Here is a 24,776-nt window from a genome sequence, read left to right on the forward strand (position 1 = left end):
CCAGCCGTCCGGCTCAGCCGACGCAGCGCCGGCAGCGAACAGTCCGGCCGCGGCGACACTGGCGAGAAGTTTGAGCTTCATTGTGTCCTCACACTCAAGTTGATCCGAATGCCCCGCTTAAGACGGTAGCGCTCAGGGAGCCGAACGACATGGGATCGCTCAGGTTCCGCCATCTTCCGCAAGATTGCGACAGGTGTGGCGCCATTTCAACACAAACGGCCGTTTTTTCCCTGACCGAGCCCTGCTAGGACCATTTTGAAACACAACGGAGGCGGAAACAATGACGCTCAGGTTCGACGGACAGGTTGCGATTGTGACGGGTGCCGGGGGCGGCCTGGGCCGCGAGCACGCCCTGGCGCTGGCGGCGCGGGGCGCCAGCGTGGTGGTCAATGACCTTGGCGGCGCCCGCGACGGATCCGGTTGTTCCGCCACTGCGGCCGAGGCGGTGGTCGCGGAGATCGTCGCCGCGGGCGGCGAGGCCATGGCCAATGCAGCTTCCGTCACCGATGCGGCTGCGGTGGAGGCCATGGTCGCCGAGGTCATGGCCCGCTGGAGGCGGGTCGACATCCTGGTCAACAACGCGGGCATCCTGCGCGACAAGTCGTTCGCCAAGATGGAACTGGCCGACTTCCAACTGGTCATGGACGTCCACCTGATGGGCGCGGTCCATTGCACCAAGGCGGTGTGGGACATCATGCGGGCCCAGAACTATGGCCGCATCGTCATGACCACGTCCTCGTCGGGTCTGTTCGGCAACTTCGGTCAGGCCAATTATGGTGCGGCCAAGATGGCCCTGGTCGGCCTGATGCAGACCCTGGCGATCGAGGGGGCCAAGAACGACATCCGCGTCAACGCCCTGGCCCCGACCGCTCACACCCGCATGACGGAGGATCTCGGCGCAGCCCTGCCGCTGGAGGCCCTCGGGCCGGATCTGGTGACGCCGGGTCTGTTGCATCTGGTCAGCCGCGACGCCCCTACGCGCGCCATCCTGGCCGCCGGCGCCGGCGGCTTCGAACGCGCCTACGTCACCCTGACGCAGGGCGACTTCATCGTCGGTGCGGACGCCGCGGAGCAGGTCGCCGCCCGCTTCGACGCCATCTCCGACCGCGAAAACGAAATCGTGCCGGACATGGGCGCCGCGCAGGGCATGATCGAACTGACCAAGGCCCAGAAGCATCATGGGTCTTGAGGAGACCTGACGCGCGGCGCCTCGTCGCTTGAGCCCTCGCTCACTTCTCAGAAGGCGCCTTGCGTTGACGCCACGTGAGGCGCCTATCCTGTATTCAGGCAGGAAACGCGCTCAACCAGCGAGCGATAGCGCCCCAGAACAGAGAGAACTTCTCGATGCGTGAAGCCGTCATCGTCTCCACCGCCCGCACCCCGATCGGTCGGGCCTATCGCGGAGCCTTCAACGATACCCAGGCGCAGCAACTGGGAGCCCATGCCGTCAGGCACGCGGTCACCCGAGCGGGCGTCGATCCGGCCGAAATCGAGGACGTCGTCATGGGCGCGGCCCTTCAGCAAGGCTCGACCGGCACCAATGTGGCGCGTCAAGTGGCGCTGGCGGCGGGCCTGCCCTCTTCGGCACCGGGCATGAGCCTTGATCGTCAGTGCGCCTCAGGCCTGATGGGGATCGCCACGGCGGCCAAGCAGGTCGTCTTCGACCAGCAGAAGATGGCGATCGGCGGCGGCCTGGAGAGCATCTCCCTCGTCCAGAACCAGCACATGAACCTGTATCGGATGAAGGACGAGGCGCTGCTGACGCTGTCGCCCCATATCTACATGTCGATGCTGGAGACCGCTGAGGTCGTCGCTCGCCGCTACAACATCAGCCGCGACGCCCAGGACGAGTACGCCCTGCAATCACAGCAGCGCACGGCCCAGGCTCAGGCCGAAGGCCGCTTCGACGCCGAGATCGTGCCGATGACCACCAGGATGCTGGTCATGGACAAGACCACCGGCCAGACTTCGTCGCAGGAAGTCACCCTGGCCAAGGACGAGGGCAATCGCCCGGACACCACCCTGGAGGGCCTGCAATCTCTGAAGCCCGTCTTCGGCGGCGGCGAGGAAATCCAGCAGGGCGAGTTCATCACCGCCGGCAACGCCTCCCAGTTGTCCGACGGAGCCTCTGCCAGCGTCATCATGGAGGCGGGCGAGGCGGTGAAACGCAACCTCCAGCCGCTCGGCGCTTATCGCGGCATGGCGGTCGCAGGGTGCGAGCCCGACGAAATGGGCATCGGCCCGGTCTTCGCCGTGCCCAAGCTCCTGAAACGCCACGGTCTGACCATGGACGACATCGGCATTTGGGAGCTGAACGAAGCCTTTGCGGTGCAGGTCCTCTATTGCCGCGACAAGCTGGGCATCCCCAACGACCGCCTCAACGTCTCGGGCGGCGCCGTCTCCATCGGCCACCCCTACGGCATGTCGGGCGCGCGTATGGCCGGCCACGTCCTGATCGAGGGCAAGCGGCGCGGGGCCAAGTACGGCGTCGTCACCATGTGCATCGGCGGCGGCATGGGCGCGGCAGGTCTGTTCGAAATCTACTAAGCCGGTCAGCCGCGCCCATCATGAAAAGTGGCTGAAACCGCGCTGCGGTTTTAGCGGGGACTGCGGGCCTGATCGAGATCTACTGAGGTCCGCACTCGGCGGCCCGCCGCGCCTCCATCGCTGCGAACCAACGCTGGCGCAGGACGGCGGGTCGGCCGGGATAGCGGTCGTCCAGAAACTCCGCGTCGACTACCCGGTCGGCGCGGAAGCTGCGGAAGTCCTCGCGCGTCTCGCACCAAGCCAGCAGCAGCCGCGCCCGCTCATGATAGCCGATCAGGAAGGGCCAGATGACGCGCGTCGTCTCGCGTTCCTGCTCGTCGGCGTAAGAGAGCCGCAGCTTGCGACCGGCGTGGATCCAGACCCGCACCTGGGCCAGGTCCACCGTCTCGATCTTCTGCTCCCACGGCGGCGGCGTGGCCACCGAGGGCTCCGTCACCACCGGCCGCAGACGTTCGGGGACGATAGCGGCGATCTTGGCGGTCAGGTCGCGCGCGGCTCGCGCCAGGGCCGGATCGCCACGCGTCGCCACCCACTGTGCGCCCAGCACCGCCGCCTCGATCTCATCCGAAGTCAGCATCAGTGGCGGCAGATCGAAACCGCCGTCCAGCACATAGCCCAGCCCCGCCTCGCCCCGGATCGGCACCCGCTGCCCCAGCAGGGCGGCGATGTCGCGATAGATGGTGCGTTTGGAGGTCTCCAGCTCGGCCGCGATGGCGTCGGCCGTCACCGGACGCGAGGTCCGGCGCAGGACCTGGATAATCTGGAACAGTCGGTCGGCGCGTCTCATATCCCCACCCTGGCCGAAGACTGCTGACAGCATGGTGGCAGCAGGGTGGCAGTAGTCAATACGGACTGCCGCTGACGCTCCGTCGCGGCGCGATATCTGGGAGGATTATCGATGCTGACCCTGTTCCACGCCCCCTGGTCCCGTTCCTCGCGTCTGGTCTGGCTGATCGAGGAACTCGGGGCCGACTGCCGCATCGAGTATTGCGACATCCGCCGCATGGACGGCGCGGGCGCCGCCGATCCGAAGAACCCGCATCCCGACGGCAAGGTCCCGGCCCTGCTGCACGAAGGCGCCCTGATCACCGAGTCGGCGGCGGTGGCTCTCTATCTGACGGGTCTGCACCCCGCGGCGGGCCTTGGTTTCCCGCCGGATTCGCCGCAGCGCGGGCCGCTGCTAACCTGGATGTTCTGGGCCACGGGCGAGCTGGAGCCGTCGCTGTGGAACAAGATCACGGGCGCGGTCGAAGCCGATCCGTACGCGCAGTCTCGCTACGACGCCGCCGTCACCCGGCTGCTGGAGGCCCTATGGGAAGGTCCCTGGCTGATGGGCGACCATTTCACCGTCGCGGACGTCCTGATCGGCAGCACCGTCGCCTGGGCGCGCGAACACCTGCCGGAAAGCCCGGTCCTGGACGCCTACGTCGCGCGGCTGGCGGCCCGCCCCGCCCATGCCCGCGCCATCGCCCGGGACGGCGCGCCGCCGCAGTTGGCCCAGGCCAGCTAGGCAGCTGGGGCCACCGCGTCGGCGACCCTGTCGTCGTCGGCGCGGATCGCGACCTGTTTGAGCGCGCCGACGTAGCTGTCCCGCCAAACGCTGACATCGGTGTCCTGCACGACCTGCATGAGCGCCTTCCATTTGCGGATGCGTTCCTCAAGCGGCATGGTCAGAGCGGTCTTGACGGCTTCCGACAACTCCTCACGGCTGAAGGGATTGACCAGCAAGGCCTCGCCCATCTGCTCGGCGGCTCCTGCGAAACGCGACAGGATCAGTACGCCGGGGTCTTCCGGATTCTGGGCCGCCACATACTCCTTGGCCACCAGATTCATGCCGTCGCGCAAAGGCGTGACCAGACCGACCTTGGCCGCGCGATAGAGGCCGGCCAACTGATCCCGTCGGAAGGTGCGATTCAGATAGCGGATCGGCTGCCAGTCCATGTCAGCGTAGGCGCCGTTGATGCGCCCGGCCAGAGCGTCCAGCCGTCCTCGAATGTCCTGATAGGTATCGACATCGTCGCGCGAGATCGGCGTCACCTGCAACAGGAAGACCTCGCCCCGCATGGCTGGGTTATCCTCAAGGAACTGCTCAAAGCCCAGCATCCGCTGCTCCAGGCCCTTGGAGTAATCCAGCCGGTCGACGCCGACGATCATCGAGCGGAAGGCCGCCGAGGCCGCCATCCGGTCGTAGGTCTTGCGACCCAGGACGGAATCCCTCGCCTCCAGGAAGCCGTCCACATCGATGCCGATGGGGAAGACGCCGCATTGCACCCGGCGGCCGAACGCCTCGAGGACGTGGTCCGACGAAACGCGCCCCCGCGCCTCGACCTCGACGTAGCGCTCGAACAGGCCGAGCCATTCATCCGTGTGGAAGCCGATCAGGTCGAAGTGGAACATCGCCTCCACCAGCCGCCGATGATGCGGCAGGGTGACCAGCAGCTGACGCGCCGGCCAGGGCGTGTGCAGGAAGAAGCCGATCCGGTTCTTCACCCCCAGACGGCGCAGGTCCCGCGCCATCGGGATCATGTGGTAGTCGTGGATCCAGATGATGTCGTCGGGTTGGATCAGCGGCTGCAGCACTTCGGCGAAGCGGCGGTTGGTGCGCTCATAGCCCTCGCCGTAGGACCGCTCATAGGCGGTCAGGTCGACCCGGTGGTGAAAGAGCGGCCACAGGGTCTTGTTGGCGTAGCCGTTGTAGTATTCGTCGACGTCCTGCGGCTCCAGATCAACGGTGGCGACAGTGACCCCTGCCCGGTCTTCGATGTTCAGTTCCCCGGTGAACTGCTCGACCGTCTCACCCGACCAGCCAAACCACAGACCATCATATTTGCGCAGCGCCGCCGACAGGGCCATGGCCAGACCGCCCGCCGAACCTGCAGCCGGATCCCTGGGCGCCGATACCCGGTTCGAGACAACAATCAGCCGGCTCATCGTGCATCCTGCCACGAGCGGCTGAGCAGGACCGCGCAGTTGATGATGCCGACAAGTGAATAGGTCTGCGGATAGTTGCCCCACAGTTCGCCGTCCTGAAGCGAGATATCCTCGCTGAGCAGACCCGCATGGGTTCGGCGGCTCAGCATCTCGTCGAAGATGACCCGCGCCTCTTCCGTTCGGCCGTTCAGATGCAGGGCTTCGATGAACCAGAAGGTGCAGAAGTTGAAAGCCGTCTCCGGCTCGCCGAAGTCGTCGGGGTGGATGTAGCGGAACAGGTAGGGCCCCTTCTTCAGGTCCCGCTCGACCGCCTCGAAGGTCTTGACCTGACGCGGGTCACGGGCGTCGAGGAAGCCGAGATCGGTCATCTGCAAGAGCGACGCGTCCAGCTCCGTTCCGCCGAAGCTGGCGGCGAACCGCCCTTCGTCCGGCAGATAGGCCTCCGCCTCGATTCGCGCCCGGATCAGGCGGGCCCGCTCGTCCCACAGCTCGCCGCGCTCGGTCAGGCCCAGATGCCGCGCCGCCTTGGCCAGACGGTCGCAGGCAGCCCAGCACATGACCGAGGAATAGGTGTGGACCCGAGCGATGGTGCGGAACTCCCACAGACCGGCGTCGGTCTGATCATGCATGGAGAAGGCGCGGTCGCCGACCTTCTCCAAAGCATGAAAGTCGTCCACCGTGCCCGGCCGCAGCATCCGCTCGTCAAAGAAGGCCTGAACCAGCGGCAGGACGATCTGGCCGTAGACGTCGTGCTGCAGGTGTTCGTGCGCCTGATTGCCGACGCGGACCGGCTTCATGCCGCGGTAGCCCTCAACGCTGTCGACAATGCGCTCGCCGATGTCGGCTTCCAGCCCCACGCCATAGACAGGTTGGACATGGCCGCCCTGGGCGTCGTCCACCAGATTGCGCAGATAGCCGAGATAGTTCTCGAGGATGTCCACCGCGCCCAGCCGGTTCAGCGCCCGCACCGTGTAGTAAGCGTCCCGCACCCAGCAGAAGCGATAGTCCCAGTTGCGCCCGCTTTCCGGGAACTCGGGAACAGAGGTGGTCATGGCGGCGACGATGGCCCCGGTCTCCTCATAGACGCAAAGCTTCAGGGTGATGGCGGCGCGGATCACAGCTTCCTGCCAGTCCAGCGGCACATAGAGGGTGCGGGTCCACAGCTTCCAGTGCTGGATGGTCTGCTCCAGCGCCGCCGACACCCCGGCCATGACCGATTGGTCATATCCCTCGTCCGGGCCGAGGAAGAAGGCCAGTTCCCCCTCCAGCCGGAAGGTCCGCTCGTTCTGGACATGGGTCACCGGGCAGTTGGTGGTCAGCCGCAGCGTCACGTCGGTGCAAAGATAGCGGATATGGTTGGAGCCCGAGGTCTGTTCCGCCCGACGCGCGCCCCAGTCCGCCGAAGGACGCAAACGTACCGTGATCCGCGGCGCTCCCGACAAGGGCCGAACCACCCGCGCAAAGGCGATAGGGCGATAGATGCGGGAATGCTTCAGGTGGCGCGGCGCGAAATCCAGCACTTCAACTGACGCCCCCCTTTCGTCCGTCAACACCGTTCGCAGGACAGCCGTATTACGGATATAGGCCTGCTCGACCGACGCCTGCCCTTCCAGCTCGATAGACCAGAAACCATGCTCGGGGGCTTCGCCGTCCATCAGGGCCGAAAAGACCGGGTCGCCGTCGACACGAGGCGCGCAAGCCCAGACGAAGCGACCCTCGCGGTCAATCAACGCGCTGACCGAGCAATTGCCTATGGGCGCGAGGTCGAGGTTGGGGCGGCTCATGCCGGGCCTCCTTCAATCTGATCAAGCCAGTCGAGAACGGCGGTGACGTCATCCAGCCGGTAACGAGCAGCGGTCGGCCGGTCGGCCCCCACCAGAACGCCGAAGCCGCCCAGCCTCTCGGCGGCCTCAAAGCCATGCTCGTCCGTCAGGTCATCCCCGACCATGACAGGCGTCGCGCCGATGAAGGGCGCCTCGGCCATGAAGGCGCTGACGGCGACGCCCTTGTCCGTTCCCGGGGTCTTCAGCTCCAGGACCATCGAGCCGGGCTGCAACGCCAGACCGGTTTCCTGCGCCAGAGATGCGGCCAGCGCGATAGCCTCACCCGACACGCTGGGCGCCTGACGGTAGTGCAAACCTGCCGCCAACTCCTTGTCTTCCACCAGCACGCCCGGACGTTCGGCGGCGAAAGCGTCAAAGGCCGCCACGGCTCGTCGCACAGCCGGATCAGGCGCCCGATTGGCGAATGAGCCGTCGCCTCGCCGCCTTTGCAGGCCGTGCACGCCGGAGGCGGCCCTCGCCGCACCATCGCTGATCCGGTCGATTTCACCCAGTGTGCGACCGCTGACGATAGCCACGCGGCCCTGCAGGCGTTCTGTCAGACGAGTCAGAACGTCCGTGCGTCGCGGGTCGGGTTTCACGGCGTCAGGCGTCGGCGCCAAGGGGGCGAGCACACCGTCCAGGTCCAGAAACAGTGCGGGTGCTTTTAGGGTGGCGGGCGGCTTGGGCAGGCGTGAGGCTATAGCCCCGGATGCAGACGGCATAAGGTCCGGACTCGTTTTTCCACTGATGTCGAGACTGCTCACAACGCATGGAAGCCCGTAAGGTTGTCTCGACCGGCGACATTTCCGCCGCAACCTCGCCATTGTGCGAACAATCCAGATGGGGCAATTCGCCATACGCCACGAAGAACCGCTGCAGCGGTCCGGCGCTCAGGAGCCTGCCGATGCCCGATACCGTCCACTCGTCGCCGGAACAGATCGCCGCGATGACCGACCGAGCGCGCGAGGTCGTGCGACTGAACATCGAGGCGCTGGAGGCGCTGGAGCGCTCCATCGACGTCTCGATCGCCCGCGCCTGCGATATCATCCTGTCGCGGCCCGGCTATCTGGTCGTGACCGGAATGGGAAAGTCAGGCCACATCGGCGGCAAGATCGCCGCCACCCTGGCCTCGACCGGCACCAACTCCTTCTTCGTCCACCCGGCGGAGATGAGCCACGGCGACCTGGGCATGCTGCGCCCCGACACCACCCTGCTGGCGATCTCCAACTCGGGCGAAAGCCGCGAACTGCGTGATCCGCTACTCTACTGCCAGCGCAACGATATTCCGGTCATCGGCATCACCCAGCGGGCCGGCAGCTTCCTAGGCCGTCACTCCGCCGTCAGCCTGACCATGCCTACCGTGGCCGAGGCCTGCCCCAACGGCCTCGCGCCGACCACCTCCACCCTGATGACTCTGGCGATTGGCGACGCCTTGGCCATGGTGCTGATGGATCGGCGCGGATTCACCCGTGAAGATTTCGGCCTGCATCATCCCGGCGGCGCCTTGGGCATGAGCCTGCAGAGCGTGCGCGAATGGATGGGCGATAACGCCGCCAAGCCAGCCAGCGTGCCGCTGGACGCCAGCTTCAGCGACGTGGTTTCGGCCGTCAGCGCCGGACGTAAGGGCGCCGTCGCGGTACTGCATTCCGATGGATCGCTGGCGGGGATGATCACCGACGGCGACATCCGCCGCGCCTTCTCCAATGACATCGCCGCTGTCAGCGCCGAAGACATCATGAGCCGCACCCCCATCACCGTGGACCCTGACGCCCGCATGAGCGACGTGGTCGACCTTCTGAGCTCCAACAAGATCGCCAACCTCTTCGTGGTCGAGCACAATCGCCCCGTGGCTATCATCCACGTCGCTGAACTCATGCAGGCTGGCTACGTCTCCTGATGACCCAGGACATTCTGTTCGACGCCAGTCGTCTTCTCAGCCGCACCGATCGTAGCGCTCCCACAGGCGTCGATCGCGTCTGCCTGGCCTACGCCGAATGGCTGATGGATCATCCCGACTATCGCATGGTGCCCGTCAGATCCCGGCACGACCAACTGGCCGCCGTCGATTCGCGCTGGTTCCGGGAGTGCATGACCGAGCTGAGACAGCGCTGGACCGGCGACGCTTCCCATCGCGCCCTGAACGCCAACGAGCGCCGTCTGTTCGCGGCGTTGGAAGCGACCCAGCCCACGACCTCGGTGATCGGCCAGGCGCCCGCCCCGGATGAACCGCGTCCAGGCAAGAAGGCCCGTGTCTGGAAACAGTATTTTCGATCGCGTCGGGTCGCGGCTCCGCCCCCCGCCCAGCTCTATTTCAACGTGGGCCACACCAGCCTGAACACGCCGGAAATCCTGACCAGCCTTGGCGCGCGGGGGATCGACCGGGTGGTCATGCTGCACGACCTCATCCCCATCACTCATCCTGAGTTCTGCCGGCCCGGCGATGGGGCCAAGCATCGACGCCGCGTGCTGACCGCATTGCGCCACGCGTCGCGCATCGTGGTCAATTCCCAGTACACCGCCGACGAACTGCTAGCCTTTGCGGATCGAGAGAACATGCCCTCTCCGCCGATCGACGTCGCCCATCTCGGCCTCGAGCCGATTTTCCAGCGTGGCCAGCCCAACGGGGCCCGGCGTCCCTATTTCGTCCACGTCGGCACGATCGAGGCGCGCAAGAATCTCGCCTTCCTGCTGACCATCTGGCGCCGCCTGCATGAGAAGATGGGCGATCAGGCCCCCCGACTGGTGCTGATCGGGCGCTACGGCTGGGAAAACGAGGCGGTGCTCGATCACCTGCAGCGCTCGCCCAATCTGCAGGGACTGGTGCATCAGGCGGAGAACCTGCCCGACACCGCCCTGGCCGATCTCATGAACGGGGCCCAGGCGGTCCTGGCCCCCTCCTCCGTCGAGGGTTTTGACCTGCCAGCGGTCGAGGCTTCCGCGCTCGGCGTGCCACTGATCGCATCAGACATTCCCGCGCACCGCGAAATGGTGCCGCAAGCCACCCTGATTGATCCTCTGGACGGTCTGGGTTGGATGGCGGCGCTGGAGGCGGCCACCCGGCTCCGCCCCGTCGCGCCCGCCTACTCGGCCCCCACCTGGAAGAGCCATTTCCAGTCGATCGAGGATCATCTGCTGCCCCCACTGGCGGCGACAGCCACAGCCGGGTAAGCATCAGGCGTAACTGAAGCAGAGCTGCAATGACCCGTACCGCCGCCAGTCTGATGATTCTTGCTCTCGTCGCCGGCTGCTCGACGCTGCCTCGCGACGGACCGTCCGGCTCCGGCGTGGTCAAGCAGGCGAGCACCGCTGAACGCCAGGGCGACTACGCCTTGATCGATCTCGACTTCGCGCTCAGTGAGCGGTTGAAGGCGGCGCCGTCGCGATCCTTTACAACCTTGGCGCTGGCGTCCAGCGACGCCCCGACCGACATCATCGGCATCGGCGACACACTGGCCGTCGCCATATACGAACCCAGCGGCAGCCTGTTCGGCGGACGCAGCTCGGGTGGAGACGTCCAGTCGGGCAACCAATCCCTGCCGCCCATGGTGGTGGATCGCAGCGGAGCAATCGCGGTGCCCTTCGCCGGCGCCGTGCCGGTGCAGGGTTTGACCCCTGGCCAGGCCTCGGCCGCCATTCGGCGCGCGCTGATCGGCAAGGTCGGCAATCCCCAGGTCCTCGTCACCCTCGCGGCCAACAGCTCGAACACCGTCACCATTCTGGGGGAAGTTCGCAGCCCTGGCCGACAGCCGCTGGCCGCCAACAGCGACCGCATCCTGGACGTCATCGCCGCCGCCGGCGGATCGTCGCGTTCCGTTTACGACGTCACCGTTCGCATTCAACGCGGCGGTCAGACCTATGCGGCGCCGATGTCGATCGTGACGACCGAGTTCAACGAGAACGTCCGGCTTCAGCGGGGCGATCAGGTCAATCTGGTCTACCAGCCGCGTCGGTTCAGTTCCTTCGGAGCCTTCAACGCCGTGGCCCGGACAGACCTTCCGCCGGGGCCACTGACCTTGGCGGAAGCGCTGAGCGGCGTCGGCGGACTGGATTCCAACCTTGCCGACGCCAAGTCGGTGCTCGTTTTCCGCTTCGAGCGCCCGGAAGTCGCTCAGGCTCTGGGCATTCAGCAACCCGCCACCCCACGCGGCGTCCCGGTGGTCTACCGGCTCAACCTCAACGAAGGCTCTGGCTTCTTCATCGCCAGCAACTTCCAGATCGAGCCTGACGACGTCATCTACGCGCCCCGATCCGGCGCCGCGGAAGCTCGCAAGTTCTTCGAGTTCGTGCAGAGCGTGACCCGCGTGATCTACGACGTTTCCGTCACCAGCACGATCAACGTCGACTAAACCATGCTGGGCCGCTTCGGACGCCGTCGCTCGGAGGCCTCGTCCAGTGAGTTGACGCTGGAACAGTCTGAAGCGGCGCCGTCGCTCCCCGCTCTGCTGTCGCTGCTACAGGCCATCGAGGCCTCGGCCAGACAGGTCTATGGACGTCATGGCCTGCCTCAGAAGGCAGGTCACTATCGTCGTCCTGCGGAAGGCGGTCCTTGGGAGCCGCTCGGCGAACACCTGAGCCCCGCCGAAAAATGGGCGCTGATCGACGGCCCGGACGGGATGCAATGGCGCTACGCCGCCCATGAGGCCCTGGGCGCGTCCTCAGACATCGCCGTCGTGCGACAGGCGTCGGCGATACTGGCGGCCTGCCTCGGTCTACGCCAACGCCTGGCCGAGCAGACAGTGATTTCCCATCAGGATCTGGCCGACGCCATCCGGCTGGGCGACGCCTGGCGTCGCCTGGACGAGGACGGCGGCTATGACCTGTCAGATACAAGGCCGCCGCCCTCACTCCCACCGGAGTGAAAATCAGGCCTGGCCGGCCGCCTGCGCCAAGAGCTCAATCGACCGCACGCGCGCCGTCGGATCCCAGATCTGGCTTGTGACCATCAGTTCGTCGGCCCCGGTCTTGGCGATGAAGGCCTCAGTGGTTGCTCGGACGGTTTCAAGCGAGCCCACAGCAGAGCAGGCCAGGGCCGCGTCGATCATGCCGCGCGCGGCGCCGTCCAGTCTCTCATAATAGCCTTCGACAGGCGCGGGCAGCTTGCCGGGACGCCCCGTCCTCAGGTTGACGAACGCCTGCTGGACCGAGGTGAACAACAGACGCGCCGCTTCGTCCGTATCCGCCGCGAATACGTTGTAGCCCAGCATGACGTAAGGCTTGTCCAGATAGGCCGAGGGACGGAAGGTCTCGCGATAGATGTCCAGCGCCCGCATCATCTCGCCGGGCGCGAAATGGCTGGCGAAGGCGTAGGGAAGGCCCAGATGGGCCGCCAGTTGCGCCCCGTAGGTCGAGGACCCCAAAATCCAGATCGGTACGTTTTGCCCTTCGCCGGGGTTGGCGATGATGCGCTGATCAGGCGTCGCCGGCGCGAACCACTGCATCAGTTCCATCACATCCTGCGGGAAGGCGTCCACGTCCCCCTGAAGCGTGCGGCGCAAGGCCCGCGCCGTGGCTTGGTCCGAACCGGGCGCGCGGCCCAGGCCCAGGTCGATACGGCCGGGGTGCAGGGCGTTCAGCGTGCCGAACTGTTCGGCGATGACCAGAGGCGCATGATTGGGCAGCATGACGCCGCCGGCGCCGACGCGAATGGTCTCCGTCGCCGCCGCTACAGCGCCAATGACCACCGAGGTCGCGGCGCTGGCGATGCCCGGCATGTTGTGGTGCTCGGCCAACCAGAAGCGTCTGTAGCCTAGCCGTTCAGCGTGGCGCGCCAGGTCGAGCGTGTTGGCCAGCGACTGTGAGACATCGGAGCCCTCGGGCACCGGAGCGAGGTCGAGAATGGAAAGCGGGATCATCCGACCGATATGGGCGCCCAAGTCAGCGGCGCCATACCGACCGGCCGATTGTTCGGCTCAGATTTCGACGCCGGTCGTCCGCATGATCTCGGCGCGCAACTCCGGCATGCCCGTGCCCTTCTCGGACGAGGTGACCAGCACCGCCGGGTAGGCGGCGGGGCGCTTGGAAATGGCTTTCAGCGTCGCCGCCTGGACCTTTTCCGCCTCGCCCTTCTTCAGCTTGTCGGCCTTGGTCAGGACGATCTGATAGCTGACGGCGGCCAGATCGAGCGCGTCCAGCGCCTCGTCATCGACCTTCTTCAGGCCGTGGCGTGCGTCGATCAGCAGATAGACCCGCTTAAGCGTCACCCGGCCGCGCAGATAATCGCGGCCCAGGTCCTGGAACTTCTTGACCGTGGTCTTGGACGCCTTGGCCCAGCCGTAGCCCGGCAGGTCGACCAGGCGCAGCCGGCCGTCCAGATCGAAAAAGTTGACCTCGCGCGTGCGCCCCGGCTCGTTCGAGGCCCGCGCCAGCTTGTGCATGCCGACCAGAGCGTTGATCAGGCTGGACTTGCCAACGTTCGAGCGACCCGCGAACGAGATTTCGGGCAGATCGGGATCGGGCAGTTGTTCGATCTTAGCGCAGCCCAGCACAAAGGTCGCCTGCCGCGAGAACAGCACGCGTGCCGCCTCGATCTCTGCGTCCGAGTATTCTCCGACCTTGGGCTCGTCCGACGGTTGCTCCAACGGATCAGGCCTTCTTGAAGCGGGCGAAGAAAGTGTCGATCGGGTTCTCGGCCTTGAAGCGGTGCATGATGACGTACTGCTGCGCGATCGAGAGAATGTTGTTCCAGGCCCAGTAGATCAGCAGGCCAGCCGCGAACGGGGCCATAATGAAGGTGAAGATGAAGGGCAGGAAGGCGAAGATCTGACGCTGCATCGGATCCTGCGCCGGCGGGTTCATCGACTGCTGCAGCCACATGGTCAGACCATAGACGATCGGCAGGACGCCGAGATGCAACGGACCGTTCAGCAGGCTGCCGACCAGAGGCAGGGTCGAGGGATCCCAGGGAATGGCGCCGAACAGGTTCCAGATCGTCGAGGGGTCGCGCGCCGACAGGTCGCGGATCCAGCCGAAGAAGGGCGCGTGACGCATCTCGATGGTGACGAACAGCACCTTGTACAGGGCGTAGAAGACCGGGATCTGCACCAGGATGGGCAGGCAACCCGCCAGCGGATTGATCTTCTCCCGCTGATACAGGGCCATCGTCTCCTGCTGCTGCTTCTGCGGATCGTCCTTAAATTTCTTTTTGATCTCCTCCATCTTGGGCTGGAGGGTCCGCATCTTGGAGAGGCTCTCGTAGGACTTGTTGGCCAGCGGGAACATGACCAGCTTGACCACCACCGTCAGGGCCAGGATGGCCAGACCGAAGTTGCCCAGGAGGCCGTAGAAGAACTCCACGATCATGAAGATCGGGCGTGTCAGGAAGAAGAGGTGGCCCCAGTCGATGGCGTAGATGAAGCGCGGCAGGCCCAGGCTCTTCTCGTAACCGGCCAGGATCTCGTTACGCTTGACGCCAGCGAACAGACGCTGGGTCTCCTCGATCTGGCGACCGGGCTGGATGGTGCGGGTTGCGCCCAGCATGGCGGCTTCGTGGACATTCAGACCCTCGGCGTCGCGGACGGCGAAACGACCCTCGATCTTTTCCTTCTGGTCCGGAATGAGCGCGGCCATCCAGTACTTGTCGGTGATGCCCAGCCAGCCGCCGGTCGACTGGTTCTCGATGCGCGGCTTCTTGGCCCAGTCCTTGTACTTGACCTGTTCCGTCGTGAACTTCCCGTCTGAACCGAAAGTGCCGATGGCGCCTTCGTGCAGGATCATCTGCTTGCCCAGATCGGCCGGCACGCCCTGGCGCTCGACGCGGCCATAGGGCGCGATCGTGATCGGCTGGCCGCTCAGGTTGGCGACGGTGTCGCTGACGGTGAAGACGTATTGGGTGTCGATGGCGATGACGCGCGTGAAGCGCAGGCCCTGACCATTGTCCCAGGTCAGCTCGACCGGCGTAGTCGGGGTCAGGGTCGCGCCCTTGGTCAGGCTCCACACGGTGTTCGGGCCGGGAACGCCGCCGGGCACGTTGGGGCCGCTCCAGCCGAACTGGGCGAAGTAGGCGTGTTCCATGCCCTGCGGACGGAACAGCTCCACCGGTGGCGAATTCTTGTCCAGCGTCTCTTTGTAGTTGGTCAGGTAGAGGTCGTCGATGCGCGCGCCCTGCAGCGACAGCGAGCCCTTGAGCTTGGACGTCTGGATCGGCACGCGAGCCGCCGTGCCCAGGGCCTTGGCGCGGTCAGCGACAAAGGCGGCCGGCGCGGCCGAGCCGGAGGTCAGGCTGGCGTCGAGCGTGCTGGCCGCCTTCTCCTCGGCGGCGGCGACCTGTTGCTGGCGGCGCATCTCGGCCTGCGGGCGCATCACCATGAAGTAGTACACGCCCATGATCAGGGCCGCGCACACGAAGAAAATGATGGTGTTGCGCGAATTCTCGTTCTGCATCGGGGTCAGCGGTCCTGGCCGGAGGGGCGCGAATCGTCAGAGGCGCGGGCGGGTGATTTCACCTCATCTCCCATATCGGGAGCCGCGCGCGGGGTTGCGAGCCTTGTAAGGGCCGATTTCACATCGTCAAGCAGACGGTCCCAATCGCGGTCCGCCGTGCCCATGCGGGCGATGAACACATAGTCGCAGCCAGGACGCCCGTGCAGGGGCGCCAGAAGCCGCGCGGCTTCACGCAGGCGGCGTTTGCAACGGTTGCGCACCACTGCCCCGCCCACCTTGCGCGTCGCGGTGAAACCCAGGCGGATCGCGGTCAGGCCGTCCTGACGATCCAGTTGCTGGACCACCACGGCGCCGCGAGCCTGAGAAACACCTTTGGCGGCCGCCAGAAACTGGGGCCGCCGTGTCAGGCGATCGATTTTCATCGGATCGGTCATGCGCCCGCCCAAAGGGTAATGGGCGCGTGACGTCAGGCCGTCAGGCGCTTACGGCCTTTGGCGCGGCGACGCGCAACAATCTTTTGACCGTTCTTGGTGGCCATCCGCGAACGGAAGCCGTGACGGCGCTTGCGCACGAGTCGCGACGGCTGATAGGTCCGCTTCACGTTCGGCTCCAGGGCTACAGGGTTGCACAACGGACAACAGTCATCCGCTGCAGGAGGCGGGCGTATAAGCGGCGACGACGGACGAGTCAACGCCAACAGCCGATCCTCAAGCCCGCAGCCGGCCTGAAATCTCTAGAGAAGCTGAGCCGCGTCGGTTACGGAGCAGGGATGAACCGGGTCAAACGTTTTCTGCCCCTTGCCGTCCTGCTGGCGGCGATCGCCCTGATCTTCGGCATGGGCTGGAACCGCTACCTGTCGCTGGACACCCTGCGCGAGCACGGCGCGGCGTTCCAGGCTCTCGCGGACGAACATTACTTTCTGATGCTTCTGGCCCTGATGCTGGTCTTCGCCCTGCTGACCGCCAGCGTGGTGCCCGGCGTGGTCTTCATCACCGTGACCGCCGGCTACCTGTTCGGCCCCTGGGTCGGGGGCGTGGCCACGGCCTTCGCCGCCACCATCGGCGCCCTGGCCGTCTACTATGTCGGTCGCACGGCTCTGGGAGAATCCCTGCGCAGGCGCGCAGCCCAGGACACCGGCCTGCTGAAGAAGGTCTGCGAGGGCGTGGACAGGAACACCTTCTGGTATGTGCTGGTGGCGCGCCTGGTCGTGTCGGTGCCCTTCCACCTGATCAATGTGGCGGCGGGCGTCATGGCGGCGCCCCTGCGACCCTACATGATCGCCACCTTCATCGGCCTGCTGCCCGCCCACATCATCTATTGCTGGATCGGGGCGGGGCTGAACGACATTCTGGTCGATGATCCCAATCCGAACCTGCAAAGCCTGTTCGCCGAGTTCATGTGGCCGCTGCTGGGCGTGGCCTTCCTGTCGATGCTGCTGCCCCTCTCGCTCAAATTAGTGCAGAAATGGCGAGCTCGGCACGGCATGGACGCCGCATGACGGAACGGAACGCGATCGAAACGCGACTGCCCATACGCCCCCACGACGAGACGGGCCTGACCGCACGACTGCATGACGCGCGCCTGCCTGACGTCTGGCGCGAGCGCCTCACCCCACGCGCGCCCGACGGCCTCTCCAGCCGCCTGCTGCTTCTGACCGTGGCCTTCACCCTGGCCGTCGCCGCCCTGATCATCGTCCCCAGCGCCGCCTCCTTCCAGGAAAGGTGGCTGATGGACCGGCTGCAGGCCGCCGAACTGGCCTCCGTCGGGGTCGAAGCCCTGCCCTATTCCGCCGTCGAGGATTCCACCGCCGAGCAACTGCTCAGCATCGGGGGGGTCCAGTCCGTGGTCGTCGGCGAGCAGGGCGTACGCCGCCTGCTGCTGCAGGCCCCCAACCTGCCGCGCGCGCCAGAACTGATAGACCTGCGCCAGCGCAATGTCGGCGCCCGGCTGCTGGACCCATGGAAGACCCTGTTCGGCCACCCCGACCGCTCGCTACGAGTGCAGGCCAAGCCACGCTATCGCTCGGGAGACTTCATCGAGATTCTGGCCCCGGCCCAGCCGCTGAAGATCGAGCTGAAATCCTTCCTGTTGAACAGCCTGACCATGTCTCTGCTGATCGCGGTGGTGGCCGGCGGACTGCTCTACGCCTCGCTGTCCTTCCTGGTTCTGGCGCCGCTTCGGCGGGTGACCCGCGCAATCGAGCGCTTCGCCGCCGACGCCGAAAGCCCGGCCGAAACGCCGTCGGATCGCAAGGACGAGATCGGCAGGGTCGAGCGCGAACTGGCCCGGATGCAGGAAGAAGTGCGTCAGTCCCTGCGCTCGCGCGCCCGTCTGGTGGCCTTGGGCGAGGCGGTGGCCAAGATCAACCACGACCTGCGCAACATGCTGACCTCCGCCCAGATGGCGTCCGAGCGCCTGTCCAGCTCCTCTGACCCCCTGGTGGCCAAGGCCCTGCCCCGGCTGGAGCGCGCCCTGGGCCGCGCCGCCGCCCTGGCCCGCAATGTGTTGGAGTATGGCAAGTCCGAAGAGGCCGCGCCCCAGTTGCAGAAGATGCTGCTGGCCCGGGTCGTCGCCGTCGCCGCCGAGGACGCGGGGCTGGAGGAGGACGGCGTGCGCCTGGTGCGCGACCTGCCCGCTCGTTTCACCGTCAGCGCCGACAACGACCAGCTGCACCGCATATTGGTCAATCTGATGCGCAACGCCCGGCAGGCGATCGAGAGCGATCCCACGGGAGGCGGGCAGGGCCGGATCACCGTTCGCGCCGAGACCCGCGACGGCGTGCTGGCGCTACAGATCACCGACGACGGCCCCGGCATCCCCGAGCGCCTGGCCGGACGCCTGTTCGAACCCTTTGTCAGCGGCCGCGCGTCTGAGGGCACAGGTCTGGGGCTGACGATTTCGCGCGAGTTGGCGGCCAACCACGGCGGCGAACTGCGTCTGCTGGACACGGGTCCGGAAGGCACGACATTTGAGTTGCGTCTGCCCGCTTGATGCGCGGCGCAGCCATTTACCACCTTGAGCGTTTGTTCGGGCTACAGTCGGAAAAGCCAAGCTTCGATCCGATCTAATCGCCTGGCAAGGATACGCCCATGACCGATGCTTTTCGCCTTTGCAGCGCCGCCCTCCTCGCGGCCTCTCTCAGCGCCTTCGTGATGCCCGCAGAAGCCCAGACCCCCAAGTCAGGACAGGCGGTTCAGGCGGCGTCCAGCGATCCCGTGGCGGAGCTGCTGCTTCGACAGGGCGAGCGCTATCGCCGCGCCCCGGATGCGGCTCAGGATCCGGACGAACTGCGCCGCACCCAAGCCCTGAACGCGGAAATCGCGGCCCAGAACGATCTGGCCGAAAACGAGGATCGCGCCAATGCTGCGGCCCATGCCAAGGCCCAGGCCGCCTATCAGTCACAGCTGGAGGCTGCCGAGGCCGACCGGATACGCCACAAGTCCGACCTCAACACCGCCGCCCAGGCCCAGGCCGACTATGAGCGGCAGATGGCCGACTGGCGGGCCACAGTGGCCGCCTGCGAACGCGGAGACAGGGCCCGCTGCAACGCCGGACGTCAGCCTTCGAAATGACAGCGACGACATGCGCGGATGCATCGGCGCGATAACGGCGCACGGCTGAACCAACCGGCGCCGCTATAACCAGACATATGGCTGGGCTCAGCCCTCGGCGGTCTCGCGACGTTTCATCATGGCGTCGAAGCTGTCCCAGACGCCGTCAGCGCCGTGCCAGGAACCTTGCGTCGCCGCCTTGGAGTATTCGGTGGCGCGCGCCTCGAAGAAGTTGGCGTGCTCGACGCCCGACAGCAACGACTGAAGCCAGGGCAGCGGATTTTCCGTCACGCCGTAGACTTCCGGCAGTTGCAGTTGGCGCAGGCGCCAGTCGGCGATGAAGCGGATGTACTGCTTGATGTCGTCCGGCGTCATGCCGTGGACCGGGCCCATTTCGAAAGCCAGGTCGATGAATTTGTCTTCCATCTCGACCACGGTCTTGCAGCAGTCGACGATGTCGTCAGCCACAGCCTTGGTGACGGCGCCCGTCTCCTTGTTGAAGGCGTGATAGAGCTTGATGATGCCTTCGCAGTGCAGGCTTTCGTCGCGCACCGACCAGCTGACGATCTGGCCCATGCCCTTCATCTTGGACTGGCGCGGGAAGTTCATCAGCATGGCGAAGCTGGCGAACAGCTGAAGCCCTTCGGAGAAGCCGCCGAACATGGCGAGCGTCCGGCAGATGTCGGCGTCGGTGTCGACCCCGAACTGGCCCATGAAGTCATGCTTGTCGCGCATGGCCTCGTATTCCATGAAGGCGCCGAACTCGCTCTCGGGCATGCCGATGGTTTCGAGCAGCAGGGCGTAGGCCGCGATATGGATCGTCTCCATATTGGCGAAGGACGCCAGCATCATCTTCACTTCGGTCGGTTTGAACACCCGGCCGTAGCGTTCCATGTAGTTGTCCTGGACCTCAATGTCGGCCTGGGTGAAGAAGCGGAAGATCTGCGTCAGCAGGTTGCGCTCGCTGTCCGTCAGGTTGGCGGCCCAGTCCTTGACGTCCTCGCCCAGCGGCACCTCTTCGGGCATCCAGTGGACCTGCTGCTGCTTCTTCCACATGTCGAAGGCCCACGGATAGCGGAAGGGCTTGTAAGCAGCCGAGGGGGTCAGCAGTCCGGCCGTTCCGGGACGGATGATCGAGGAGTGGGCGTTCATCAAAATGACCTGAAGCGAATCCGGGAGAAGTGAGTTTCACCATGCGTCCGACGCGTCCCGGCGCCAAGTCGGAATGCGCCTATCTTGCGATCACATTTTCACCCGACCGCTAGATGTGGTGGTCGACAGACAATCAGATGGGGAGAAGCCTGGGGATGAGTTTCACGCTTTACGGCGCCGCTGGCTCGGGATCGGTCCCGGTCGAGGCGGCCATGACCCTGATCGGACTGGACTATCGCGTCATCGAGGCCGTGACCTGGGAAGGCGAAGCCGAGCGCGAGAAAGTGGCCGCCGCCAATCCCATGCGCCAGATCCCGGCCCTGATCACGCCAGAGGGTGACACGATCACCGAAAGCGCCGCCATCCTGATCTGGCTGGCTGACACCTATCCGCAAGCCCGCCTCGGGCCGGCGCCCAGCGATCCGCGCCGGGCGCAGTTTCTGCGTTGGATGATCTTCATCCCCGCCTCGATCTATTCCCTGTTCTGGGTGCGGGATGTGCCGTCGCGACTGGTCGGGGACGATGTCGGCGCGCAGGACGAATTGAAGCGGCGCACCGCAGAGCGCATCGCCGATTGCTGGCGGGTGATGGACGAACAGATCACGCCGGGCCGGTTTCTCATGGGGGACGAGCCAGGCGTGCTGGACCTCTATGTCGCCGTCGCCAGTCGTTGGACGCCACGCCGCGCGCGCTTCTACACCGAGGCGCCCCGCATGAGCGAGGTCGTGCGCAGGGTGGACGCCCTGCCCTCCTTGCAGCAGTTCTGGGCCAAACGCTTTCCCTTCGAGGACGAGGCCTAGGCGGCGACCCTTTCCAGTCGGTGCGCGGCCGCCTGCATGGCCTGGTCGATGGCGGCGTAGAGACGCACGTGGGTGATGGGCTTGGCCAGATGACCGTCCATGCCGGCGTTCCGACAACGCACGGCGTCTTCGGGCATGGCGTCCGCCGTCACCGCCAGAATCGGCGCCGCCGCCACCGGCGACGACAGGGCGCGGATCCGTTCCGTGGCTCCCAACCCGTCCAGGTGCGGCATTCGCACATCCATCAAAATCAGGTCGAATCCGCCTTCTCGCGCCCTTTCAACAGCCTCCAGACCGTCCTTGGCCTCGACCGTTTCGCAATCGGCGGCCGCCAGCATCAGGCGCATCATCTCCCGGTTGACCGGGTGGTCGTCCACGATCAGCACCCGCATCGCCCGCTCCACCTCGCTCGAAGGCGCGTCTTCAGAAACGCTGACTGGCGACAAGGGAACGGCGACGCTGAAGGTCGACCCCTGCCCCGGCGTGCTGACCACATCGATCCGTCCGCCCATGCGCCTGATCTGGGCCAGTGCCAGCGGCAGGCCGACGCCTGCGCCCATATGCTCACGACGAAGGGAATCATCGCTCTGGGCAAAGGCGTCGAACAATCTGGGCATGAAGGCCGGATCGATGCCGCTGCCGGTGTCCGACACGACCACGGATAGAACCGCGCCGTCATGAGCCGCAGCCACGCGCACCTCGCCGCTGTCGGTGAACTTGACGGCGTTGGAAATCACATGGTGCAAGGCTTGACGCAGGCGGCGACGGTCGCCGGTGAAGGCTCCGCGCGCCTCGGGCTCAATCGTCAGGATGAACGGCAGTCCCTTGGCCTCAGCGTTCAATCGCGCCGGCGCCGCCGCCTCCTGCAACAGGTCACTGACCATCAGCCGCTCGCTGGCGACAGCTTCGCCACCGCGAGAGAATTCGAGCACGTCCTCGACCAGCATCAGCATCGCCTCGCCCGACCGCCCGATGGCCTCGACCTGAGGCAAGACCTCGGGCGACAGATCGTTGCGCCGGGCCAGCAGGTCGGCGTAACCCGCGATGCCGTTCAGCGGCGTGCGCATCTCATGGCTCATCAGGGCCAGGAATCGGGACTTCGCGGCGTCCGACCGTTCAGCCCGCGCCTGGGCCTCCATGGCGACGGCGTTGCGCGCTTGCAGACGTTCCACCAACCGCCGACGCTGGCTCATCAGGGTGCTGAGCGGCAGCGCCGTGACGACGGTCACCAGAAGGAAGACATAGTAGCCGCCCATCTGCCGCATCCGCAGCGGCAGGCCTGCCAGATCCGGAATGTCCTCCACGGCGCCCAGCATCATCGGCCCGTGACCCGTCAGGGTGCCGACCCCGCTGATCACCGTCACCACGATCAGCGCCAGCGCCGTCCAGGGCGGGGACAGGCGGAACGCGATCAGCATCAGCGGCGGCAGGACCGCAAAGGCCATGGATGACGGTTGGCTGAACACCCAGGCTGTGACCGCAGCGAGCAGAAGAAACAGCAGGGCCGCCTCGGGAACGCCCGCCGTGCTGGCGGCGCGATCCAGACTGAAGCGATGGGTCCGCGCCAGCAGCAGCAGGGTTGGCGTGACGATCAGCAGCCCCAGCAACTCCATGCCGAACATATGCTGCCAGACGAAGATCGCCATGGTCGGCGAATAGTCGCGCAAGGCTATGCCCAGGCCGACCGCGGCCGTCGTGCTGAGCACCACGGCCGGCGCCGCCGCCGCCAGGGCGAAGGCGAACAGCCGTCGCGGCCGTCGCATGTCCAGCGCCGCCCCGCCCAGCCGTCGCGCCAGAACGCCGGCGACCAGCACCTGACCGAGGTTCAGGACCACATTGGTCCAGAGGAAAGGCAGACCATCACCTCGCAAGACGTTGCTGCCCAGATTCAACATAACGCAGGCCAGAAGCACGGCCACGGCCTGGCGTCGATGCAACTGCAGCAGGGCGGCCAGCATGACGCCGTTGGCCGGCCAGACGATCACGGCCTGGAAGGTGCTGGCGCTCCAATGGCCCAGCAGCAGGCAAACGGCGAATAGAAGAACATAAAGCAATGGCGGAGGGCCCGCCTCTCGCCCCGCATCATGGCGAAACAACCGCCAGCGTCCCGCCATGCTCGAACCTCGCCCTATCCCCACGATGATGGTGACCGGCAAATGTAAAAGAATCCTGCGCAGTCCCATGCGCGGAAACACTTACATATAATGCGGGTATCTTCAGATCAGGCCCATCGTTCGAGCTTCGGCTTCGAGACCTGCCCGGAACTGCGGCGCGGCCAGGCCGATCAGGGCGCGGGCTCGCTGATCCACCGTCATACCGCGCAGATTGACCCAGCCGTGCTCGGTGACGACGATCTGGGTGTCATTGCGGGGCGTCGTCACCGGCCCGTCCAGCTTGGCGACGATGCGCGACGCCGTCCCCCTGGCCGCTGTCGAATGACAGGCGATGATCGACTTGCCGCCCGGTGACGCCGAAGCGCCGCGGACAAAGTCCAGTTGCCCGCCCGCAGCCGTGTACTGCCGCCCTTTGAGGTACTCCGAACAACAGGCGCCGAAGAGATCGATCTGGAGCGTGGCGTTTACCGACACCATTTGCGCGTTGCGGGCGATCACCGCCGGATCGTTCACATAGTCGACGGGATGCGCCTCGACCGCCGGATTTTCATGCAGAAAGTCGTAGGTCGCGCGATCGCCCATCGAAAAGGTGAAGACCGTCTTGCCCGGATGTAGCGTCTTCCTGGCGTTGGTCACAGCGCCGGCCCGCACCAGTTCCACCAGACCCGGCGTGAGCATCTCGGTGTGGATGCCCAGATCGACGTGGTCATGCAGGGCCGCGCAGACGGCGTCCGGCAAGGCGCCGATGCCCATCTGCAAGGTCGACCCGTTCTCGATCAGGCCGGCGATAAGCCCGCCGATGATCAGGTCCTGCGGCTGCTGCGCCGCCTTGCCCGCTTCCAGCAGGGGCGCAGCGTGTTCGACCAGGGCCGTGACCTGCGACACATGCACCGTGCAGTCGCCAAAGACGCGCGGCATGTGCGGATTGACCTCCAGAATCACCCGCCTGGCCGTCTTCGACGCCGCCAAGGCGTAGTCAGTATTGGTGCCAAAGCTGAAATAGCCGTCGGCGTCCATCGGCGAGACCGTAGCCAAGAGGGTGTCCACCCCGATCTCGTGTGTCAGAACCCTGGGCGTCTGCTGAAAGCCGGTCGGTACGAACCAGACGGCCTGGCGCCCCGCCTCGACGCCCCGCGCCTCCAGCCCTCGTTCGATCGCGCCGTGGAACAGGCTGTGGGGACGCAGCCGGTCGGTCAGGTCGAAACGCAGCACCGTCTCGCCGGCGATGGCCGTGGACAGCAGGTAGTAGATGTTGATGTCGCCGACCTCGCGGGCCTCCGCCCTGTCGGCCAGCGCCTTCAGCAACGCGGGCGGCTGGCCCACGCCCAGCGCCATGGCGATCCTGGCGCCCGACGGAATCAGGGCCGCGGCGGCGGCGGGCGACATCAGACGCTCAGCATAGGGAGCGGCGTATTGGGTCATGGCGTATCCTCGAACGGCCGTTCGACTCTGTTCGATCCGTTATCCGGCGCCCAGCCT

23 protein-coding genes are annotated in these 24,776 nt (G+C 66.0%); 11 read left to right on the top strand and 12 right to left on the bottom strand.

The features are described 5' to 3' along the window. The first annotated feature begins 280 nt into the window (after positions 1-280). Both B4A39_RS04575 and B4A39_RS04580 read left to right on the top strand, forming a co-directional pair. Complete coding sequence (locus tag B4A39_RS04575) at positions 281-1,189, top strand: SDR family NAD(P)-dependent oxidoreductase (RefSeq protein WP_292033777.1); 909 nt, start codon at positions 281-283, stop codon at positions 1,187-1,189. 155 nt (positions 1,190-1,344) lie between these two features. Beyond that, a complete protein-coding gene (locus B4A39_RS04580) occupies positions 1,345-2,547 on the top strand; it encodes an acetyl-CoA C-acyltransferase (RefSeq protein ID WP_292033779.1) in 1,203 nt (400 codons plus the stop codon). 79 nt (positions 2,548-2,626) lie between these two features. Here the strand turns inward: B4A39_RS04580 and B4A39_RS04585 are convergent, their stop codons facing one another. Next, positions 2,627-3,334, bottom strand: coding sequence for a helix-turn-helix transcriptional regulator (locus B4A39_RS04585; protein WP_292033781.1), 708 nt, complete (start codon positions 3,332-3,334; stop codon positions 2,627-2,629). 111 nt (positions 3,335-3,445) lie between these two features. Between B4A39_RS04585 and B4A39_RS04590 the strand changes: the two genes are divergently transcribed. Continuing rightward, positions 3,446-4,057 carry a glutathione S-transferase family protein gene (locus tag B4A39_RS04590; protein ID WP_292033783.1) on the top strand — a complete coding sequence of 204 codons (612 nt, stop codon included), beginning with the start codon at positions 3,446-3,448 and terminating at the stop codon, positions 4,055-4,057. On the opposite strand, the gene B4A39_RS04595 is transcribed toward B4A39_RS04590, so the two are convergent. From B4A39_RS04595 to otsB, 3 genes are read right to left on the bottom strand one after another with little or no spacing between them, the layout of a single operon-like run. Next, a complete protein-coding gene (locus tag B4A39_RS04595; protein ID WP_292033785.1) occupies positions 4,054-5,478 on the bottom strand; it encodes an alpha,alpha-trehalose-phosphate synthase (UDP-forming) in 1,425 nt (474 codons plus the stop codon). The genes B4A39_RS04590 and B4A39_RS04595 overlap by 4 nt on opposite strands. Further along, the gene (locus B4A39_RS04600; RefSeq protein ID WP_292033787.1) at positions 5,475-7,262 is read right to left on the bottom strand and encodes a glycoside hydrolase family 15 protein; all 1,788 of its coding nucleotides are present in this window, start codon (positions 7,260-7,262) and stop codon (positions 5,475-5,477) included. The genes B4A39_RS04595 and B4A39_RS04600 overlap by 4 nt, the downstream gene beginning before the upstream one ends. Then, positions 7,259-8,023: a trehalose-phosphatase gene (gene otsB / locus B4A39_RS04605; RefSeq protein WP_292033789.1), complete on the bottom strand. Its 765-nt coding sequence runs from the start codon at positions 8,021-8,023 to the stop codon at positions 7,259-7,261. Before otsB ends, B4A39_RS04600 begins: the two co-directional genes overlap by 4 nt. Positions 8,024-8,205: 182 nt before the next feature. On the opposite strand from otsB, the gene B4A39_RS04610 reads away from it, so the two are divergent. From B4A39_RS04610 to B4A39_RS04625, 4 genes are read left to right on the top strand one after another with little or no spacing between them, the layout of a single operon-like run. After that, positions 8,206-9,198: a KpsF/GutQ family sugar-phosphate isomerase gene (locus tag B4A39_RS04610; RefSeq protein WP_292033792.1), complete on the top strand. Its 993-nt coding sequence runs from the start codon at positions 8,206-8,208 to the stop codon at positions 9,196-9,198. Continuing rightward, a complete protein-coding gene (locus tag B4A39_RS04615) occupies positions 9,198-10,469 on the top strand; it encodes a glycosyltransferase family 4 protein (RefSeq protein WP_292033794.1) in 1,272 nt (423 codons plus the stop codon). Before B4A39_RS04610 ends, B4A39_RS04615 begins: the two co-directional genes overlap by 1 nt. 29 nt (positions 10,470-10,498) lie before the next feature. Then, positions 10,499-11,647, top strand: coding sequence for a polysaccharide biosynthesis/export family protein (locus tag B4A39_RS04620; protein WP_292033796.1), 1,149 nt, complete (start codon positions 10,499-10,501; stop codon positions 11,645-11,647). Between the two features lie 3 nt (positions 11,648-11,650). Then, positions 11,651-12,160 carry a hypothetical protein gene (locus tag B4A39_RS04625; protein WP_292033798.1) on the top strand — a complete coding sequence of 170 codons (510 nt, stop codon included), beginning with the start codon at positions 11,651-11,653 and terminating at the stop codon, positions 12,158-12,160. A 3-nt stretch (positions 12,161-12,163) separates the two neighbouring features. On the opposite strand, the gene B4A39_RS04630 is transcribed toward B4A39_RS04625, so the two are convergent. The 5 genes from B4A39_RS04630 to rpmH are packed head-to-tail and all read right to left on the bottom strand — an operon-like array spanning position 12,164 to position 16,281. Continuing rightward, positions 12,164-13,153: an LLM class flavin-dependent oxidoreductase gene (locus tag B4A39_RS04630; protein ID WP_292033834.1), complete on the bottom strand. Its 990-nt coding sequence runs from the start codon at positions 13,151-13,153 to the stop codon at positions 12,164-12,166. Between the two features lie 57 nt (positions 13,154-13,210). Beyond that, positions 13,211-13,879, bottom strand: coding sequence for a ribosome biogenesis GTP-binding protein YihA/YsxC (yihA, locus tag B4A39_RS04635; RefSeq protein ID WP_292033800.1), 669 nt, complete (start codon positions 13,877-13,879; stop codon positions 13,211-13,213). Between the two features lie 4 nt (positions 13,880-13,883). Continuing rightward, a complete protein-coding gene (yidC, locus tag B4A39_RS04640; RefSeq protein WP_292033802.1) occupies positions 13,884-15,680 on the bottom strand; it encodes a membrane protein insertase YidC in 1,797 nt (598 codons plus the stop codon). A 5-nt stretch (positions 15,681-15,685) separates the two neighbouring features. Continuing rightward, positions 15,686-16,114 carry a ribonuclease P protein component gene (gene rnpA / locus B4A39_RS04645; protein WP_292033808.1) on the bottom strand — a complete coding sequence of 143 codons (429 nt, stop codon included), beginning with the start codon at positions 16,112-16,114 and terminating at the stop codon, positions 15,686-15,688. 32 nt (positions 16,115-16,146) lie between these two features. Then, entirely contained in the window at positions 16,147-16,281 is a 135-nt protein-coding gene (gene rpmH, locus B4A39_RS04650) for a 50S ribosomal protein L34 (protein ID WP_003164000.1), read from the bottom strand. Positions 16,282-16,449: 168 nt separating this feature from the next. On the opposite strand from rpmH, the gene B4A39_RS04655 reads away from it, so the two are divergent. From B4A39_RS04655 to B4A39_RS04665, 3 genes are all read left to right on the top strand, one after another. Next, positions 16,450-17,178 carry a TVP38/TMEM64 family protein gene (locus B4A39_RS04655; RefSeq protein WP_292033810.1) on the top strand — a complete coding sequence of 243 codons (729 nt, stop codon included), beginning with the start codon at positions 16,450-16,452 and terminating at the stop codon, positions 17,176-17,178. Further along, a complete protein-coding gene (locus B4A39_RS04660; RefSeq protein WP_292033813.1) occupies positions 17,175-18,671 on the top strand; it encodes a sensor histidine kinase in 1,497 nt (498 codons plus the stop codon). Before B4A39_RS04655 ends, B4A39_RS04660 begins: the two co-directional genes overlap by 4 nt. Before the next feature lie 98 nt (positions 18,672-18,769). After that, complete coding sequence (locus B4A39_RS04665) at positions 18,770-19,252, top strand: cell wall hydrolase (protein WP_292033815.1); 483 nt, start codon at positions 18,770-18,772, stop codon at positions 19,250-19,252. An 87-nt stretch (positions 19,253-19,339) separates the two neighbouring features. Here B4A39_RS04665 and B4A39_RS04670 read toward each other — a convergent pair whose 3' ends face one another. Further along, positions 19,340-20,383, bottom strand: a complete 1,044-nt coding sequence (locus B4A39_RS04670) for a ribonucleotide-diphosphate reductase subunit beta (RefSeq protein WP_292033817.1) — start codon at positions 20,381-20,383, stop codon at positions 19,340-19,342. A gap of 155 nt (positions 20,384-20,538) precedes the next feature. On the opposite strand from B4A39_RS04670, the gene B4A39_RS04675 reads away from it, so the two are divergent. Beyond that, positions 20,539-21,183 carry a glutathione S-transferase family protein gene (locus B4A39_RS04675; RefSeq protein ID WP_409449589.1) on the top strand — a complete coding sequence of 215 codons (645 nt, stop codon included), beginning with the start codon at positions 20,539-20,541 and terminating at the stop codon, positions 21,181-21,183. Here B4A39_RS04675 and B4A39_RS04680 read toward each other — a convergent pair. Together B4A39_RS04680 and B4A39_RS04685 are read right to left on the bottom strand one after the other, a co-directional pair. Next, entirely contained in the window at positions 21,180-23,237 is a 2,058-nt protein-coding gene (locus tag B4A39_RS04680; protein ID WP_292033819.1) for a response regulator, read from the bottom strand. The two genes, B4A39_RS04675 and B4A39_RS04680, sit on opposite strands and share 4 nt — an antisense overlap. A gap of 162 nt (positions 23,238-23,399) precedes the next feature. Then, a complete protein-coding gene (locus B4A39_RS04685) occupies positions 23,400-24,719 on the bottom strand; it encodes an acetyl-CoA hydrolase/transferase family protein (protein ID WP_292033822.1) in 1,320 nt (439 codons plus the stop codon). Positions 24,720-24,776: the final 57 nt, after the last annotated feature.

Source organism: Brevundimonas sp. UBA4553, assembly GCF_002387245.1.
Lineage (GTDB): Bacteria > Pseudomonadota > Alphaproteobacteria > Caulobacterales > Caulobacteraceae > Brevundimonas.

Coding starts and splice junctions, on each gene's coding strand:
- B4A39_RS04655 (WP_292033810.1), top strand. CDS start 16,450: ATGAACCGGGTCAAACGTTTTCTGCCCCTTGCCGTCCTGCTGGCGGCG.
- B4A39_RS04610 (WP_292033792.1), top strand. CDS start 8,206: ATGCCCGATACCGTCCACTCGTCGCCGGAACAGATCGCCGCGATGACC.
- B4A39_RS04670 (WP_292033817.1), bottom strand. CDS start 20,383: ATGAACGCCCACTCCTCGATCATCCGTCCCGGAACGGCCGGACTGCTG.
- B4A39_RS04585 (WP_292033781.1), bottom strand. CDS start 3,334: ATGAGACGCGCCGACCGACTGTTCCAGATTATCCAGGTCCTGCGCCGG.
- otsB (WP_292033789.1), bottom strand. CDS start 8,023: ATGCCGTCTGCATCCGGGGCTATAGCCTCACGCCTGCCCAAGCCGCCC.
- B4A39_RS04575 (WP_292033777.1), top strand. CDS start 281: ATGACGCTCAGGTTCGACGGACAGGTTGCGATTGTGACGGGTGCCGGG.
- B4A39_RS04665 (WP_292033815.1), top strand. CDS start 18,770: ATGACCGATGCTTTTCGCCTTTGCAGCGCCGCCCTCCTCGCGGCCTCT.
- B4A39_RS04630 (WP_292033834.1), bottom strand. CDS start 13,153: ATGATCCCGCTTTCCATTCTCGACCTCGCTCCGGTGCCCGAGGGCTCC.
- B4A39_RS04615 (WP_292033794.1), top strand. CDS start 9,198: ATGACCCAGGACATTCTGTTCGACGCCAGTCGTCTTCTCAGCCGCACC.
- B4A39_RS04675 (WP_409449589.1), top strand. CDS start 20,539: ATGAGTTTCACGCTTTACGGCGCCGCTGGCTCGGGATCGGTCCCGGTC.
- B4A39_RS04590 (WP_292033783.1), top strand. CDS start 3,446: ATGCTGACCCTGTTCCACGCCCCCTGGTCCCGTTCCTCGCGTCTGGTC.
- rnpA (WP_292033808.1), bottom strand. CDS start 16,114: ATGACCGATCCGATGAAAATCGATCGCCTGACACGGCGGCCCCAGTTT.
- B4A39_RS04600 (WP_292033787.1), bottom strand. CDS start 7,262: ATGAGCCGCCCCAACCTCGACCTCGCGCCCATAGGCAATTGCTCGGTC.
- B4A39_RS04595 (WP_292033785.1), bottom strand. CDS start 5,478: ATGAGCCGGCTGATTGTTGTCTCGAACCGGGTATCGGCGCCCAGGGAT.
- B4A39_RS04625 (WP_292033798.1), top strand. CDS start 11,651: ATGCTGGGCCGCTTCGGACGCCGTCGCTCGGAGGCCTCGTCCAGTGAG.
- B4A39_RS04580 (WP_292033779.1), top strand. CDS start 1,345: ATGCGTGAAGCCGTCATCGTCTCCACCGCCCGCACCCCGATCGGTCGG.
- B4A39_RS04660 (WP_292033813.1), top strand. CDS start 17,175: ATGACGGAACGGAACGCGATCGAAACGCGACTGCCCATACGCCCCCAC.
- B4A39_RS04620 (WP_292033796.1), top strand. CDS start 10,499: ATGACCCGTACCGCCGCCAGTCTGATGATTCTTGCTCTCGTCGCCGGC.
- B4A39_RS04685 (WP_292033822.1), bottom strand. CDS start 24,719: ATGACCCAATACGCCGCTCCCTATGCTGAGCGTCTGATGTCGCCCGCC.
- yidC (WP_292033802.1), bottom strand. CDS start 15,680: ATGCAGAACGAGAATTCGCGCAACACCATCATTTTCTTCGTGTGCGCG.